This window comes from Gulbenkiania mobilis, from assembly GCA_004346645.1.
Lineage (GTDB): Bacteria > Pseudomonadota > Gammaproteobacteria > Burkholderiales > Chromobacteriaceae > Gulbenkiania > Gulbenkiania mobilis.
In genome coordinates this window covers 63,636-77,230 of sequence record SMDA01000007.1, presented here as the reverse complement: position 1 = coordinate 77,230, position 13,595 = coordinate 63,636, and the positions used below count along the sequence as shown (strand labels likewise).

Below are 13,595 nucleotides of genomic sequence, written 5' to 3'. Positions count from 1 at the left end.
TTAAAAGGGAGGCGAACGCCTCCCTTTTTTTTCGCGGGTTGTCGTCCCGAGTGGACTTTTCAAGAAGTCTGACCAGACCGCCGTTACGGTGCGGTCAGCCTTTTTAATGCATTACGGTGTGATTGAGATGAGCAACGTCGACACGATTCTTGCGGCCGGGCTGGCCGCTCTGGACGGTGCAGCCGACCTGATCGAGCTCGAGCAGGTCAAGGCGCGCTATCTCGGCAAGAGTGGGGAGCTGACCGAGCTGCTGAAGCAGCTGGGCAAGCTTCCGCCCGAGGAGCGCAAGGCGGCCGGTGCCACCATCAACCAGGCTAAGCAGGCCTTCGAGGGTAGCTTCAATGCGCGGCGCGATGCACTCAACGCCGACAAGCTGGCCCGACAGCTGGCTGCCGAGGCGCTCGACGTAACCTTGCCGGGGCGCGGTCCTGGCAAGGGTGGGCTGCATCCGGTCACACTCACCCTCGAGCGCATCACAGAGTTGTTCCGGTCCATGGGCTTTGCCGTGGCCGACGGCCCTGAGATCGAGACCGACTTTCACAACTTCCAAGCACTCAACATTCCCGAAAACCATCCGGCCCGCGCCATGCAGGACACCTTCTATGTGGAGGGGGGCGAGGTGCTGCGCACCCATACTTCGCCGATTCAGGTGCGCTACATGCTGGCCAACCAGCCGCCGATCAAAATCATCGCTCCAGGGCGTGTCTTCCGCGTCGACTCCGACGCTACCCATTCGCCGATGTTCCACCAGATGGAGGGGCTGTGGGTGGATGATGGGGTGAGCTTTGCCGACCTCAAGGCGGTGCTCACCGACTTCCTGCGGCGCTTTTTCGAACGTGACGATCTGCAGGTGCGCTTCCGTCCTTCCTTCTTCCCGTTTACCGAGCCTTCTGCCGAAATCGACGTTCTGGGCGAGCGTGGCTGGCTGGAAGTCGGTGGATGCGGGATGGTACATCCGAATGTGCTGCGCAACGTCAACATCGATCCGGAGCGTTACACCGGCTTCGCTTTCGGCATCGGTCTTGACCGGTTTGCCATGCTGCGCTATGGCGTCAACGACCTGCGTCTCTTCTTCGAGAACGATCTGTCGTTCCTGAAACAGTTCAACTGATCCTGGCGGAGTCCTCAAATGCAATTTTCCGAACAGTGGCTGCGCAGCTGGGTGAACCCGTCGCTGTCGACCGATGAATTGTCGTACCTCCTCACCATGGCCGGCCTCGAAGTCGAAGAGGTAACGGCTGCGGCGCCTGCCTTCAGCGGCGTCGTGGTGGCTGAGGTCAAGGAAGTGGTCAAGCACGAGAATGCTGACCGGCTGCGCGTAACCAAGGTGGATGCCGGGACCGGCGAACTGATCCAGATCGTCTGCGGCGCTCCCAACGTGGCCCCGGGGCTGCGCGTGCCGTGCGCGCTTCCAGGCGCGGTGCTGCCCGGCGACTTCCGCATCAAACCCACCAAGATGCGTGGTGTTGAATCCAACGGGATGCTGTGCTCGGGCAAGGAGCTTGGCGTTCCCGACGAGGTGGACGGACTGCTGGTACTGCCTGCGGATGCGCCCGTTGGGCAGTCGATTCGCGAATACCTGCAGCTGGACGACAGCCTCTTTACCCTGAAGGTGACCCCCAACCGTGCGGATGCCCTGTCGATGCGTGGCATCGCCCGTGAAGTGGCTGCGCTGACGGGGGCACCGCTGCAGGCGCCTGCCTGTCAGCCTGTCGCCGCAGTCTGCGAGTCCACCCTGCCGGTACACATCGAGGCCCCACAGGCGTGCGGACGCTACATCGGCCGCGTGGTACGCAACGTCAATGCCGCCGCTTCCACCCCCGACTGGTTGCGCCGTCGCCTGGAACGTGCCGGCCTGCGCTCGATCTCGGTGATAGTGGATATCACCAACTACCTTCTCCTTGAGCTGGGTCAGCCGATGCATGCCTTCGATCTGGGCAAGGTGGAGGGGGGCATCACGGTACGCATGGCGCGCCCGGGTGAAAAACTGGTGTGCCTGAACGAAAAGGAAGTGGCACTCGAGGAAGACCTGCTTGTAATCGCAGACGATGCCAAGTCGCTGGCCATTGCTGGCATCATGGGCGGCTTGGAGAGCGGGGTCACCCCGTCATCAACCGATATCTTCTTGGAAAGCGCGTTTTTCCATCCCGAACAGATTGCTGGCAAAGCGCGCCGGTTGGGCTTCGGGTCGGACTCTTCCTACCGCTACGAGCGCGGCGTGGATTTCACCCTGCAGCGCGATGCGATCGAGCGGGCGACGCGGTTGATCGTGGACATCTGTGGAGGCGAGCCGGGGCCGCTGACCGAGAGCGTGGGCAGGCTGCCGGAGCGCCCGGCGGTGACGGTGCGCATAGAGCGCATCAACCGTGTGCTGGGTATCCGGTTGGCCGAAGAGGACGTGCACGCTATCTTCCAGCGTCTGGGGTTCGAGGTGGTACCAATCGAAGGCGGGTTCTGCGTGACCCCGCCTGCTGCCCGCTACGATATCGCGATCGAGGAAGACCTGATCGAGGAAGTGGCCCGTGTACATGGGTACGATGCTATCCCCTCGGATGCGCCCGTTTCGCGCCTGCGGATGCTGCCCCTGCCTGAAGACCGGCTACCGCGCAGCCAACTGAGGCGTCAGATCGCCGCGCGCGACTATCAGGAAGTGGTGTCGTATGCCTTCGTGGACGAGCGCTGGGAGCAGGATTTCGCCGCCAACGCCGACCCGGTGCGTCTGATTAACCCGATTGCCAGCCAGATGAGCGTGATGCGCTCCACGCTGATTGGCGGCTTGGTATCGGTGCTTTCGGCCAACCTGAACCGCAAGCAACCCCGCGTGCGTATCTTCGAGATCGCCCGGGTCTTCTGCAAGGACGAGGGTATGCTGGTTCAGCCGGAGAAGGTGGCGGGCCTGGCCTGGGGTAGTCGGTGGCCAGAGCAATGGGGTGTGCCGCAGCAGAAGGTTGATTTCTATGACGTGAAGGCCGATGTCGAATCCTTCCTGCCGCAGGCGGAGTATCGCGTTGCCCAGCATCCCGCCTTTCATCCTGGTCGCTGCGCGGAAGTGGTCGTGGCGGGCCGTGTGGTAGGGGTGATGGGCGAACTGCATCCGCAGTGGGTGCAGGCTTACGATCTGCCTTCCGCTCCTGTTCTGTTCGAGCTCGATCTGCAGCCTGTCGAGGCCTGCATCCCGGTCAAGGCACGGCCCGTGTCGCGATTCCAGGGTGTACGGCGCGATCTGGCGCTGGTGGTTGACGAGTCTCTGCCGGTGCAGACCGTGCTCGTGGCGCTTCAGCAGGCTGCCTCGTCGCTCGTGACCGAGGTGGCGGTATTCGACGTCTATCGCGGCAAGGGCGTGGAGGAGGGGAAGAAGAGTCTGGCCTTCCGTGTGCAGATGCAGGAAATGACCCGCACGCTGACTGACGATGAGGTGGAGGCCGAGGTGAAGCGCCTTCTGGATGCGGCCGCGCTGAAGGCCGGTGCCGTCCTCCGCTAGGGTGTGCGATGACGGGCCCTGCCGGCCGAGCTTGCCGGTAGGGCCGCTTTCACTTAAGTTACGTGGTTGAAGTAAGGGATAGTCATGACTCTGACAAAGGCTGAGCTCGCGGACCTGCTGTTCGACAAAGTGGGCCTCAACAAGCGGGAAGCCAAGGACATGGTCGAAACGTTTTTCGAAGAAATCCGGCAGGCGTTGGAAGCTGGCGATACCGTCAAGCTGTCGGGCTTCGGCAACTTCCAGTTGCGCGACAAGCCCCAGCGCCCCGGGCGGAACCCCAAGACCGGGGAGGAGATTCCCATCACCGCCCGTCGCGTGGTGACGTTCCACGCAAGCCAGAAACTCAAGGGAATGGTTGAACAATACCATGCTAACAAGCAAGGCTGAGCTGCCCCCCATCCCGTCCAAGCGCTACTTCACCATCGGCGAAGTCAGCGAACTGGCGGGTGTCAAACCCCATGTGCTGCGTTACTGGGAGCAGGAGTTTGCCCAGTTGCGGTTGGTGAAGCGCCGGGGCAACCGACGCTATTACCAGCACCACGAGGTCCTCATGGTGCGCCGCATCCGTGAGTTGCTCTACGACGACGGGTTTACCATCCAGGGCGCGCGCCAGCGCCTGATGCATGATGAGGGCGTTGCACCGCCGCTCACAGCGCAGGAGGTGCGCGCCGAGTTGCAGGCAGTGCTCGAAATTCTGGATGGTGCCTTGCCAAAGGTTGCCGGCTGATCTATAATCTTTCGCTGTTGTGTCGGGGCGTAGCGCAGCCTGGTAGCGCACCTGCATGGGGTGCAGGGGGTCGGAGGTTCGAATCCTCTCGCCCCGACCAATAAAAACCTTGATTTATCAAGCACTTAAGCCATCCAGTACGGATGGCTTTTTTGTTTTTAGCGTGCATCATATTAGAAGAACTTCTAATATGATTTCTGCCACGGTCTGCCAGGATGCTGCCATGTTGGCTAGCTTGATAGAAGCAGACTGTCGGTCAAGATTGGGCTCCCCAGGAACTCGGGAGAAGGATCTGCTCCCTCTGGATCTGTCTGTTTCGCTTACCGCTAAGTGCTTGCGCCTGTCTGGCCTTTCGGCCAACCTTGCCCTGTTGAAACGTCTCTTTCGCTTCCATTCATGACTGCTGCTTTTTCAGATCACGCCTCAACTCATCCTGTTGGAAAGGATTCTCCCTGCATTGCACTCTGCACCACCGCCCTGGGGGATATGGTGTGCCGCGGCTGTGCGCGCACTTTCGATGAAGTGGGTCAATGGCCAGGGTTTACGTCAGTGCAGAAGCAGCACGTCTGGCGCTGCCTGCCACATCGACATCGGCTTTTGGCTGTGGCGCAGTGCGCCGGGGTATTGCTGGATGTGGAAACGGATGTGCAAGGAAAAGAGTGGGGTGTAATGGGCCTTACCGACGGGCTGGTGCGCTTTGCCTTGCGTGAGCGCGGCTGGCTCGAAGTGTTAGGGGCAGAGGGAGTGCAAAGGCAGGCTCTGACCGAAAAGGACGGGCCTGCCGAAGTGCTGTCCCTGCTCCAGTTGCGTTGAAGCAGGCTTTTACTGCCCGGGTGCGACCAGAAGCGGGTTGTAGCCGAGGGTCTTGAGCTTCTGCATTGCTTCGTCCGCTTCCACCCGACTGTTGAACGGGCCGAGGTGGACGCGGGTCTCGGTGTGCACTTCCACGCCTTGCTGCCGTAGCGCAGAGACCAGCTTCTGGGCATTGTCCAGGCTGGAGAAGAGTCCCAACTGAACCTGGTAGCCAAGCGAGGTGCCGGCGGGCCGGGCCTTGGGGATTGCGCCCGATGTCTGTGGGAGGTCGGGCTGCGGGGCCTGAGGTCGCGCAGCAAAGGGAGGGCGCTCGGCAGGCTGCGGCCGGCTGGGCGCGGTGGCGGGCTGCGCCTCGGTCGGCGCGGGACGCGGGGCCGTTACCTGAGGCGCACGATGTTCCTGCATCGAGGGGTGTTGTGGCGTGGTCGCCGGTGCTGGAGTGGAGCCAGAGGACGGAGCTGCCTGAAAGCTCGGGACAGCCAGCGGACGGGTATTGGCCGCGGCCACACCCGGTGTCTTGCTGGTGTCGGGGCTGGGCGGCACAGCTACCTCAGGGGCCGAAGCCTCGATTGCCGGTGCAGAGGCTGTCGCTGGGGGTTCGGCCGGCAGGGCTGCCGGCGCACTCGTTTCCGGCAGCACGATCTTGCCCGAGGTGCTGGCCGGTGCCACTTCCGGCACACTCTTGCGGCCGTCTAGCATCGCCACGGCTCCGATGGCCACTGCCACCAGTCCGCCCGCAATCAGCAGCCGCTTCTTGAGCCGGGTGTTGAGGTCCTGTTCGTTGTCAGAAGAGGTGGGCTGCGCGGGAGGCTCGGGTCTGGAATTCATGGCACCGGGTTATGCAGCGACAGGGTTGGAAAAGGCTGGTAACATACCGGGTTCCTCAAAATTGGGTAACCTCAGTCTGGGTGAACGTTTAGTTTACCCAGTTGTCTTGCTATTTGGGAGATTTTTTATGGCTATCGAACGTACCCTTTCCATCGTTAAACCGGATGCTGTGGCCAAGAACGTGATCGGTAAGATCTACGACCGTTTCGAGTCCAGCGGCCTCAAGGTCGTGGCTGCCCGCATGAAACAGCTGTCGCGCGCAGAAGCGGAAGGCTTCTACGCCGTGCACAAGGAGCGCCCTTTCTTCAAAGACCTGGTGGACTTCATGGTTTCCGGTCCGGTGATGATCCAGGTGCTGGAGGGCGAGAACGCCGTCCTGAAAAACCGCGAGCTGATGGGCGCGACCGATCCGAAGAAAGCCGATGCGGGCACCATCCGCGCCGACTTTGCCGAGAGCATCGACGCCAATGCCGTGCATGGCTCCGACAGCGCCGAGAACGCTGCCATCGAAATCGCTTACTTCTTTGCCGCTTCGGAAATCTGCGCTCGCTGATTGACCGTTCCGGACGGCCGCCTGCAGGCGGTCGTCTTTCAAGAGACCTGCATGAAAACCAATCTTCTCGACTTCAGCCTCGACCAACTGACCGCCCACTTTGCCTCGATCGGTGAGAAACCCTTTCGGGCCAAGCAGGTGATGCGCTGGATGCACCAGATGGGAGAGAGTGATTTCGAGGCGATGACCGATCTGGCCAAAAGCCTGCGTGCCAAGCTGCAGGCGTCGGCCGAGGTGGGTGTGCCACACCTGATCACGGGCCAAGCCTCCACCGACGGCACCCGCAAGTGGCTGCTGGACGTAGGTACTGGCAACGGCGTGGAGACCGTGTTCATCCCCGAGGATGATCGGGGCACACTCTGCATTTCCTCTCAGGTGGGCTGTGCGCTGGAGTGTACCTTCTGCTCCACGGGGCGCCAGGGCTTTAACCGCAATCTCTCTACTGCCGAGATCATCGGTCAGCTGTGGTGGGCCAACAAGGCGATGGGGGTCACCCCCAAGAACGAACGCGTGATTTCCAACGTGGTGATGATGGGCATGGGTGAGCCTTTGGCCAACTTCGACAACGTCGTCGCCGCGCTCCAGATTATGCTTGACGACCACGGCTACGGCCTGTCGCGTCGTCGGGTCACCGTTTCCACGTCCGGCATGGTGCCGCAGATGGACAGGCTGCGTGACGCATGCCCGGTGGCCCTGGCGGTGAGCCTGCATGCCTCCAACGACACCATTCGCGATCAGATCGTGCCGCTCAACCGCAAGTATCCGCTCAGCGAGCTGATGGCGGCGTGTCGGCGCTATCTGGAAAAGGCGCCCCGCGACTTCATCACTTTTGAGTATGTGATGCTTGACGGCGTGAACGACAGGCCGGAACATGCTCGCCAGCTGATCGAGCTGGTACGCGACGTTCCCTGCAAGTTCAACCTCATCCCGTTCAACCCGTTCCCAAATTCGGGTTACGCGCGGTCGAGCAACAACGCCATCCGCATTTTCCGGGAAATCCTCCAGGAAGCCGGTTTCGTCGTGACCGTTCGCAAGACCCGGGGTGATGACATTGATGCTGCCTGTGGCCAGCTGGCAGGCCAGGTGCAGGACAAGACCCGTCGTCAGGAAAAGTGGATGCGCATCGCCGAGGAGGGCAGGCAGGCATGAAAGGCAAGTGGCAGGCAACGCTCGCGGCCGTACTGACGGTTGCCTCGGTGGTCGTTTCCCCCGTTCTTGCCGCCCCGCCTTCCGGCAGCCGTGACTTGGCGCAGATCCGCACCCAGCTGGTGTTCGAGTACGTGCGTTTCGGCAACCTCAAGAGTGCGCTGGAGTCGGCCGAACAGGCCGTCCGCGCCGACGACACCTTCGTCCCCGGCCTGCTGGCCAAAGCCTATGTCCACGCCCTGCTGAGCCAGGATGCCGAAGCCGTGCGCATCTATCAGCGTGCATTGCAGCTGGAGCCAGACAATCCCGAGGGCAACAACAACTACGGCCTCTATCTCTGCGAGCATGGCCGCCCGCAGGAGGCCCTGCAGTATTTTGCGCGCGCGCTGGCCAACCCCCTCTACAACGCCCCTCAGACCGCCCATCTCAACATGGGTACCTGCTACATCAAGCTCGGACGGGCCGAGGAGGCCAACAGCGCCTTGCTGGCCGCGCTGCAGGCCGCACCGAACTATCCGCCCGCGCTGAGGGCGCTGGCGCGCTTGCATTCCACCCAGGACAACCCCAAGCTGGCGGCCTTCTACTTCGAGCGGCTGGTGCAGGCCCTGCCGGAAGGACTCGGGGCCGACGACCTGCTGCTCGGCGTGAACATTGCCCGCCGCACCGGCGATGCCGCGCGCTTGGCCGACTGGGCCAACCAGCTCAAAACGCGCTATCCCGACTCACGAGAAACCCAGCAACTGATAAGCGGAAACTGACAATGGACCATTTCCAGCCTGCTCCGGAGGCTTCGGCCAACCCTGCGGTCTCTGTCGGCGCCTCGCTGCGCCAGGCACGGGAAGCCGCAGGCCTGAGCCTGGGCGACGTTGCCGACCGCCTCAAACTCTCCCTGCGCCAGCTCGAGGCGATCGAATGCGACGACTTCGAAGCGTTGCCGGGAGCGGCCTTCGTGCGCGGCTTCGTCCGCAACTACGCCCGCTTTCTCGAACTGGATGACGCTCCCTTGATGGCCATGCTGGATACCCGGTTCCCGTCCAGCCTGAGTAGCGAGCCCGACCTAGGCACGGCAACGGACGCTGCCACCGACACCGCGCCCGTGGTGCCAGCCCGCCGGGGGTTCGCTCTGGCTGGGCTGGCAGGGGGGCTGATCCTCCTGCTCGGTGTCGGCTGGTGGTGGAGTCAGCGTCCGGTCGAGCCCGAGAGTGAAGCGCCGCAGGGGCTGCAGCCCATGTTGACCGAACAGGCCGCCTCGCCGATCGTCGCGGAGTCCGCAGCCTCCGTATCTGGGCCGGCTGTAGGGACGGACGCTGCGTCGGTAGCCAGTGTCCCCAAGACCGCGCCCGTCCTGTCGGCTCCGGTGCCGGCTTCCGCGCCCGCCGCCGCTTCGACCAACGCTGGCGAAGCGCTGGAGCTCAACCTGAAGGCTTCGGCCTGGGTTTCGGTGACCGACGCCGACGGCAAGAAGCTGGTGTTCGCTACGCTGCCGGCCGGTACGCAGCGCAGCCTGGCAGGCAAGCCTCCCTTCAAGGTGGTGATCGGCAATGCCCCGAATGTCGAGCTGCGCTACAAGGGGCAGCCGGTCGACCTGGCGGCCCGCACCCGCGGCACTACCGCCAAGCTGGAACTGAATTGAACGCGCAGGTGAATGCATCCATGAGTACGCCCATCCGCCGCCGTCCCACCCGCCAGGTTCGTGTGGGGGACTGCATTGTCGGTTCCGATGCACCGGTCGTGGTGCAGTCGATGACCAATACCGACACCGCCGATGCCGAGGCCACGGCCTTGCAGGTCAAGGAGCTGGCCGACGCCGGTTCGGAGGTGGTACGCATCACCGTCAATAGTCCCGAGGCGGCTGCTCGCGTGGCCGAGATCCATCAGCGCCTCGACGACCTGGGCTGCAAGGTGCCGCTGGTCGGCGACTTCCATTTCAATGGCGACCGCCTGCTGCGGGAGTATCCCGACTGCGCGCGCGCCTTGGCCAAGTACCGCATCAACCCAGGCAATGTTGGGCGCGGAGCAAAGGGCGACGACAAGTTTGCCTTCATGATCCGCACTGCCATCGAATACGACAAGCCGGTGCGCATCGGCGTCAACTGGGGCAGCCTGGACCAGAGTCTGGCCACCCGCCTGATGGACGAGAACAGCCGTTCGGCCCACCCCCTGCCGCCGGATGCCATCATGCGCGAAGCGTTGATCGTCTCGGCCCTGGAGAGTGCTGACAAGGCGATCGAGCTGGGCCTCTCCCCGGACAAGATCATCCTGTCGTGCAAGGTCAGCCACGTGCAGGACCTGATCGCTGTCTACCGCGACCTTGGCCGCCGCTGTGACTTTCCGCTGCATCTGGGGCTCACCGAGGCCGGCATGGGCTCCAAGGGTATTGTCGCCTCCACCGCTGCGCTGGCCGTGCTGCTGCAGGAAGGCATCGGTGATACCATCCGCATTTCGCTGACCCCGCAGCCGGGCGAATCCCGCACCAAAGAAATCATCGTGGCGCAGGAAATCCTCCAGACGATGGGCCTGCGCAGCTTCACGCCGCTGGTCACTGCCTGTCCGGGATGTGGCCGCACCACCAGCACGTTCTTCCAAGAACTGGCCGACCGCATCCAGACCTATCTGCGTGACCAGATGCCGGTATGGCGGCTGCAGTATCCGGGTGTCGAATCGCTTAACGTAGCCGTCATGGGGTGTGTAGTGAACGGCCCCGGGGAGTCCAAGTTGGCGGACATCGGTATCTCCCTGCCTGGTACGGGCGAGGTGCCGGTGGCGCCGGTGTATGTGGATGGCGAGAAAACAGTAACGCTCAAGGGCGAGCACATTGCCGAAGAATTCAAGGCCATCGTGGACCACTACGTGGCCAGCCGTTACGGCCCGGGCGGTAGCAAGCGGCGCGAAGGCGCTGCGCGTACCATCCCCATCCGGCCGCTGGCCTGAGGGGCAGGACAACCAGATCCAACGTATCAAGCACAGAAGACCATGACTCAGAAAATCCAGGCGGTGCGCGGCATGAACGACGTGCTGCCCAGCGAATCCTTCCGCTGGGAGTATTTCGAAGGCGTGCTGCGCGCGCTGCTGGCAGACTACGGCTACCACAACATCCGCACGCCCATCGTCGAATCCACGCCCCTGTTCGTGCGTTCAATCGGTGAGGTGACCGACATTGTCGAGAAGGAAATGTACACCTTCACCGACAGCCTCAATGGTGACAGTTTGACCCTGCGCCCCGAGGGCACAGCCGGGACGCTGCGGGCGGTGGTGGAACACAACCTGCTCTACAACACCACCCAGCGCTTGTGGTACATGGGCCCGATGTTCCGACACGAGCGCCCGCAGAAGGGACGGTATCGCCAGTTCCACCAGATGGGTGTGGAAGCACTGGGGTTTGCCGGGCCGGACATTGACGCCGAGATCGTGGCCATGACGGCCGACCTCTGGCGCCGTCTGGGCATCGACCAGAGCGTGGCGCTGGAAATCAACACCCTGGGTAACAGCAACGAGCGTGCTGCGCATCGCGAGGCGCTGATCCGCTATCTGGAACAGCACGCCGAATGTCTTGACGAGGACGGCAAGCGCCGTCTCTACACCAACCCGCTGCGCGTGCTGGACACCAAGAATCCGGCACTGCAGGCGCTGTGCAACGCGGCGCCGCGGCTGATCGACTACCTGGGGGAAGCATCGCGGGCCCATTACGAAGGCTGGAAGGCCCTGCTGGACGGCCTGGGCATTGCTTACACCGAGAACCCCCGGCTGGTGCGTGGGCTCGACTACTACAACCAGTCAGTGTTCGAATGGGTGACCACCGACCTTGGCGCCCAGGGCACTGTATGTGCGGGGGGGCGCTATGACGGGCTGATCGAGCAACTGGGCGGCAAGCCTGCTCCCGGCATCGGCTTCGGCATGGGTCTGGAGCGCGTACTACTGCTGCTGGAAGCCAAAGGCCGTCTGCCGGAAACCCAAGGCACCGACGTATACCTGGTTCACCAAGGCGAAGGCAGCGCCCTCTATGCGATGCGGCTGGCGCAGGCATTGCGCACGGCCGGCATACGGGTGGTCATGCACTGTGGTGAAGGCAGCTTCAAGTCCCAGATGCGCAAGGCCGATGCCAGTGGCGCTGCAGTGGCGGTGATCGTGGGCGAGGATGAGATCAGGACCGGTACGGCAGTGGTGAAGCCGCTGCGTGGCGGTGATCAGGAACAGATGGATCTGGTGCGCGTGCCCGAAGCGGTGCAGCGCGCACTGGCCGATTAAAGCACAGGAAAACGCACGATGGCGTTCGATTTGCAGGAACAGGAACAGCTCGACTCCCTGAAGGCCTTCTGGCAGCAGTGGGGCAAGTGGATCGCCACCGCCGTGCTGGTGGCTTCTGCAGGCTACGTCGGCTACAAGGGCTATACCCTTTATCTTCAGAAGCAGTCCGAGGAGGCCGGTACGCTCTATGCCCAGCTGGAGCGGCAGTCCGAACAGCCCGACCTGGCCAAGCTCAAGCCGCTGGCGCTGACACTGCAGAAGGACTACGGCGCTACTGCGTATGCCGCTCGGTCCGCCTTTGTGGTGGCCAGGGCCGCGTTTGCCGCGGGCGACCTGGCCACGGCGCGCCAACAGCTGGAATGGATCACCAAGGAAAGCGCTGATGAAGGGCTGACTGCGCTGGCCCGGCTTCGCCTTGCTGCCGTGCTCACCGACGAAAAGCGTTATGATGCGGCCATCACCGAGCTGAACCAGCCGCACCCGGCCAGCTTCGACGCGCTGTTCCTCGATGCCAAGGGCGACGTCTATGTCGCGCGCGGCGACAAGCGCGCTGCCAGCGATGCCTACAAAGCCGCGCTGGCCAAGCTGACCGGCGAATCGCCGGACCGCCAGTTCATCCAGACCAAACTTGATGCCTTGGGAGGCTGATTGATGCATCGCCGTCTCGTAGTTGCCACCATGCTTGCCAGTGCGCTGCTGACCGGTTGCGCCAGCTGGTTCGAAGGTTCATCCCGCCCAGAGCCGACCCGACTCGCCGCCTTCAACCCGGTGCAGGGGTTGGCCGAACGCTGGTCCGCTTCGCTCGGAGACAGCGGCACCGGCGGCTTCATGCCGGCCTACCACAACGGCAACATCGTGGCAGCCGACGCGCGTGGCCAAGTGCGCGAGTTCGACGCCACCACCGGGCGCCAGGTGCGTCAGCTGGATGCTGGCCGTCCCCTCACCGGGGCAGTGGGCGTGAGTGAGGAGCTCCTTCTCTTGGGCACCGCCAAGGGCTCCCTAATTGCGCTGGACCGGCGGACAGGCACCGTGCGCTGGGAGCAGCGCCTGACCAGCCTCACCCTGGAGGCCCCGGTCGTATCCGGCGGGCAGGTGATGGTCCGCACCAATGATGGGCGCATCACCGCCTTTGGACTGGCGGACGGACAGCAGCGCTGGACGTATGCCGCCAGCCAGCCGCTCCTGACGCTGCGTAACACCGGCTCCATGACCCCGGTGGGCACCGAAGCCCTCATCATCGGCCAGGCCGGCGGACGCATCGCCGTGCTTGCCCAGGAAAGCGGCGCGCTCCTGTGGGAAGCCACCGTCGCCACTGCGCGCGGGGCTACCGAACTGGAGCGGGTTACCGATGTAACCTCACGGCCCGCCTTCGACAATGGTCAGGTATGCGCTGTGGCCTATCAGGGGCGCGTGGCGTGCTTCGAAGCCCGTAGCGGTACCCTGCAGTGGGCGCGCGATATTTCTTCCAGCCAGGGCCTGACGCTGGACGAGCGCAATGTCTACGTGACTGCGGACGACGGCAGCGTGCAGGCTTTCGACCGCAGCACCGGGCGCAACCTCTGGAAGCTGGACGCATTGCGTTACCGGTCCGTGTCTGGCCCCGCGATGCTGGGCCGCTTCGTGCTGGTGACCGACCAGGAAGGCTATGCCCACCTGCTATCCAATGAGACCGGCGCCATCGTTGGCCGAACCCGCATCGAGGCCGACCTTCTTGCTACCCAACCCCAGTCGCTGGGCGAGAACGTGCTGCTGCAAGGCCGCAACGGGCGCTTGGCGATGCTCACCCTGAAATAAGCAGTATT

General features: G+C 63.3%; 14 protein-coding genes and 1 tRNA gene. 14 read left to right on the top strand and 1 reads right to left on the bottom strand.

Annotation, left to right across the window (positions count from 1 at the left end; all coding sequences use genetic code 11):
* Positions 1–127: 127 nt before the first annotated feature.
* The 6 genes from pheS to EV669_RS11050 all read left to right on the top strand — a co-directional run bounded on the left by pheS (position 128) and on the right by EV669_RS11050 (position 5,021).
* Positions 128–1,111 carry a phenylalanine--tRNA ligase subunit alpha gene (gene pheS, locus EV669_RS11075; RefSeq protein ID WP_054287070.1) on the top strand — a complete coding sequence of 328 codons (984 nt, stop codon included), beginning with the start codon at positions 128–130 and terminating at the stop codon, positions 1,109–1,111.
* An 18-nt stretch (positions 1,112–1,129) separates the two neighbouring features.
* Complete coding sequence (gene pheT / locus EV669_RS11070) at positions 1,130–3,481, top strand: phenylalanine--tRNA ligase subunit beta (protein WP_132098708.1); 2,352 nt, start codon at positions 1,130–1,132, stop codon at positions 3,479–3,481.
* An 84-nt stretch (positions 3,482–3,565) separates the two neighbouring features.
* Entirely contained in the window at positions 3,566–3,868 is a 303-nt protein-coding gene (locus EV669_RS11065; protein ID WP_054287048.1) for an integration host factor subunit alpha, read from the top strand.
* Complete coding sequence (locus tag EV669_RS11060) at positions 3,849–4,208, top strand: MerR family transcriptional regulator (RefSeq protein ID WP_054287047.1); 360 nt, start codon at positions 3,849–3,851, stop codon at positions 4,206–4,208. The genes EV669_RS11065 and EV669_RS11060 overlap by 20 nt, the downstream gene beginning before the upstream one ends.
* A 23-nt stretch (positions 4,209–4,231) precedes the next feature.
* A tRNA-Pro gene (locus EV669_RS11055) sits at positions 4,232–4,308 on the top strand.
* Positions 4,309–4,604: 296 nt separating this feature from the next.
* On the top strand, positions 4,605–5,021 hold the full coding sequence (locus EV669_RS11050) for a DUF1289 domain-containing protein (protein WP_132098707.1): 417 nt from the start codon (positions 4,605–4,607) through the stop codon (positions 5,019–5,021).
* 9 nt (positions 5,022–5,030) lie between these two features.
* Here the strand turns inward: EV669_RS11050 and EV669_RS11045 are convergent, their stop codons facing one another.
* Positions 5,031–5,849 carry an SPOR domain-containing protein gene (locus EV669_RS11045; protein ID WP_132098706.1) on the bottom strand — a complete coding sequence of 273 codons (819 nt, stop codon included), beginning with the start codon at positions 5,847–5,849 and terminating at the stop codon, positions 5,031–5,033.
* A gap of 127 nt (positions 5,850–5,976) precedes the next feature.
* Between EV669_RS11045 and ndk the strand changes: the two genes are divergently transcribed.
* The 8 genes from ndk to bamB are packed head-to-tail and all read left to right on the top strand — an operon-like array spanning position 5,977 to position 13,587.
* Positions 5,977–6,402, top strand: a complete 426-nt coding sequence (gene ndk / locus EV669_RS11040) for a nucleoside-diphosphate kinase (protein WP_054285913.1) — start codon at positions 5,977–5,979, stop codon at positions 6,400–6,402.
* A gap of 51 nt (positions 6,403–6,453) precedes the next feature.
* A complete protein-coding gene (rlmN, locus tag EV669_RS11035; RefSeq protein WP_054285965.1) occupies positions 6,454–7,551 on the top strand; it encodes a 23S rRNA (adenine(2503)-C(2))-methyltransferase RlmN in 1,098 nt (365 codons plus the stop codon).
* Complete coding sequence (pilW, locus tag EV669_RS11030; RefSeq protein ID WP_082446439.1) at positions 7,548–8,306, top strand: type IV pilus biogenesis/stability protein PilW; 759 nt, start codon at positions 7,548–7,550, stop codon at positions 8,304–8,306. Before rlmN ends, pilW begins: the two co-directional genes overlap by 4 nt.
* Positions 8,307–8,308: 2 nt before the next feature.
* A complete protein-coding gene (locus tag EV669_RS11025; RefSeq protein ID WP_132098705.1) occupies positions 8,309–9,181 on the top strand; it encodes a RodZ domain-containing protein in 873 nt (290 codons plus the stop codon).
* A gap of 20 nt (positions 9,182–9,201) precedes the next feature.
* Positions 9,202–10,479 carry a flavodoxin-dependent (E)-4-hydroxy-3-methylbut-2-enyl-diphosphate synthase gene (gene ispG, locus EV669_RS11020; protein WP_132098704.1) on the top strand — a complete coding sequence of 426 codons (1,278 nt, stop codon included), beginning with the start codon at positions 9,202–9,204 and terminating at the stop codon, positions 10,477–10,479.
* 42 nt (positions 10,480–10,521) lie between these two features.
* Positions 10,522–11,793 (top strand): histidine--tRNA ligase, encoded by a 1,272-nt coding sequence (gene hisS / locus EV669_RS11015; RefSeq protein ID WP_132098703.1) that lies wholly within the window; start codon positions 10,522–10,524, stop codon positions 11,791–11,793.
* An 18-nt stretch (positions 11,794–11,811) separates the two neighbouring features.
* Complete coding sequence (locus EV669_RS11010; protein WP_054285908.1) at positions 11,812–12,441, top strand: YfgM family protein; 630 nt, start codon at positions 11,812–11,814, stop codon at positions 12,439–12,441.
* Positions 12,442–12,444: 3 nt separating this feature from the next.
* Positions 12,445–13,587, top strand: a complete 1,143-nt coding sequence (gene bamB / locus EV669_RS11005) for an outer membrane protein assembly factor BamB (RefSeq protein ID WP_132098702.1) — start codon at positions 12,445–12,447, stop codon at positions 13,585–13,587.
* The last annotated feature ends 8 nt before the right edge of the window (positions 13,588–13,595 follow it).

Bases quoted from the DNA above. Each gene is read 5' to 3' on its own strand.
- pheS (WP_054287070.1), top strand. From the start codon at position 128: ATGAGCAACGTCGACACGATTCTTGCGGCCGGGCTGGCCGCTCTGGAC.
- pheT (WP_132098708.1), top strand. From the start codon at position 1,130: ATGCAATTTTCCGAACAGTGGCTGCGCAGCTGGGTGAACCCGTCGCTG.
- EV669_RS11065 (WP_054287048.1), top strand. From the start codon at position 3,566: ATGACTCTGACAAAGGCTGAGCTCGCGGACCTGCTGTTCGACAAAGTG.
- EV669_RS11060 (WP_054287047.1), top strand. From the start codon at position 3,849: ATGCTAACAAGCAAGGCTGAGCTGCCCCCCATCCCGTCCAAGCGCTAC.
- EV669_RS11050 (WP_132098707.1), top strand. From the start codon at position 4,605: ATGACTGCTGCTTTTTCAGATCACGCCTCAACTCATCCTGTTGGAAAG.
- EV669_RS11045 (WP_132098706.1), bottom strand. From the start codon at position 5,849: ATGAATTCCAGACCCGAGCCTCCCGCGCAGCCCACCTCTTCTGACAAC.
- ndk (WP_054285913.1), top strand. From the start codon at position 5,977: ATGGCTATCGAACGTACCCTTTCCATCGTTAAACCGGATGCTGTGGCC.
- rlmN (WP_054285965.1), top strand. From the start codon at position 6,454: ATGAAAACCAATCTTCTCGACTTCAGCCTCGACCAACTGACCGCCCAC.
- pilW (WP_082446439.1), top strand. From the start codon at position 7,548: ATGAAAGGCAAGTGGCAGGCAACGCTCGCGGCCGTACTGACGGTTGCC.
- EV669_RS11025 (WP_132098705.1), top strand. From the start codon at position 8,309: ATGGACCATTTCCAGCCTGCTCCGGAGGCTTCGGCCAACCCTGCGGTC.
- ispG (WP_132098704.1), top strand. From the start codon at position 9,202: ATGAGTACGCCCATCCGCCGCCGTCCCACCCGCCAGGTTCGTGTGGGG.
- hisS (WP_132098703.1), top strand. From the start codon at position 10,522: ATGACTCAGAAAATCCAGGCGGTGCGCGGCATGAACGACGTGCTGCCC.
- EV669_RS11010 (WP_054285908.1), top strand. From the start codon at position 11,812: ATGGCGTTCGATTTGCAGGAACAGGAACAGCTCGACTCCCTGAAGGCC.
- bamB (WP_132098702.1), top strand. From the start codon at position 12,445: ATGCATCGCCGTCTCGTAGTTGCCACCATGCTTGCCAGTGCGCTGCTG.